General features: G+C 39.4%; 1 protein-coding gene. It reads left to right on the plus strand.

Annotated features, from left to right (window positions below):
• Positions 1-111 precede the first annotated feature (111 nt).
• The gene (locus B5J94_RS13225; RefSeq protein WP_143822008.1) at positions 112-1,113 is read left to right on the plus strand and encodes an IS110 family transposase; all 1,002 of its coding nucleotides are present in this window, start codon (positions 112-114) and stop codon (positions 1,111-1,113) included.
• Positions 1,114-1,372: the final 259 nt, after the last annotated feature.

The raw sequence follows: 1,372 nt of genomic DNA on the forward strand, positions 1-1,372 counted from the left end.
CCCCTAGAGATGACATTCGTTTTGTAGCATTGAAACCAGATAAGCACCCATCAATAACAACCGTACAGTTGCCAGTTTAACACCCGAATGCAAGGCAGGTTTATGATGAGTATGAAATCAGCAAACAATGAGTTAGACAAACACTATGTTCATTTTGTTGGCATTGACGTTGCCAAAAAGAGCTTTGTGCTTGCCACTTCATTATCACCCAAAACCAAAAACTATGATAACACAGCACAAGGCATTGACCAAGCCATCTGTTTTATCAAAGAGGAACACAAACAATGCGATAATGGCAAAACCTTAGTGGTTCTAGAAAGTACAGGTGGACTTGAAGTACCCCTTGCCAAAGCCATACACTTAGCAGGCATTTGTGTCATGATTGCCAATCCAAGGCAAACACATCAATTTGCCAAATCACAGCCCTTAACCAAAACAGACAACAAAGATGCTAAAATGCTTGCTTTTTATGCCAAAATGATGGCACAAAGAGATGATTTAGCCACCTTGCTTTATTGCCCACCCAGTCAAAGCCAAGAGTTATTAACCGCATTGATTAACAGACGCAATCAATTTGTCCAAATGTGTGTGGCTGAAAAAAACCGCTTGGAGCAATCTCATCACAGTCAAATCAGTAGCATTCAAGCTCATATTACTTACCTAACAGAGCAAATTCATGAGTTAGACAAGCAAATCAAAACCCATCTTGATGATGACAATCACCCAGATTTAAAACAAACCAGCAGTGTCATTCAAAGTGTTAAAGGTGTTGGAACCACCACAGCCACCTTGTTGGCAATGCTGCCTGAGCTTGGTACAATCTCACACAAACAACTTGCCAGTCTTGTGGGTGTTGCCCCACACCCTAAGCAAAGTGGAGAGACTAAGTTTAAAGGTCTGTGTCAAGCAGGACGACCAGAAGTGCGTAAGGCACTGTATATGGCAACCTTAGTGGCTACTCGCTTTGATGAGAAAATCAAAACCTTCTATCAAAGATTAAGAGCCAATGGCAAGCCCTTCAAAGTTGCCATTGTTGCCTGTATGCACAAACTACTAACCATTTTAAATGCACGGGTTAGAGATGAATTACAAAAGCAAGTTGTCGTACGTTAAATGTTCGGTATTGACGCTTTGTGCTAAGTTTTTGTATTGCACTTTGATGGGAGTGGAATACAGTTGCTACAAACAGAAAATAATTATTGAAAAATCAATAAGTTGCTGTTTTAAGCTGAGAATGAATTTTACCAAACCTAATTTTATCAAACTAATAGACCGACAAAAACACAACCGCTTTTCTGTATAATTTTTGCCATGCTTCAAATAAAAATGCTACAATACCCCAAATTTTAACACACACTCATCATGGCAAAAA

The sequence above is a fragment of the Moraxella lacunata genome, from assembly GCF_002027545.1.
Taxonomy (GTDB): Bacteria; Pseudomonadota; Gammaproteobacteria; order Pseudomonadales; family Moraxellaceae; genus Moraxella; species Moraxella lacunata.

What these genes read in the sequence shown, in the direction of transcription:
- B5J94_RS13225 (WP_143822008.1), top strand. Translation starts at nt 112, where the DNA reads ATGAAATCAGCAAACAATGAGTTAGACAAACACTATGTTCATTTTGTT.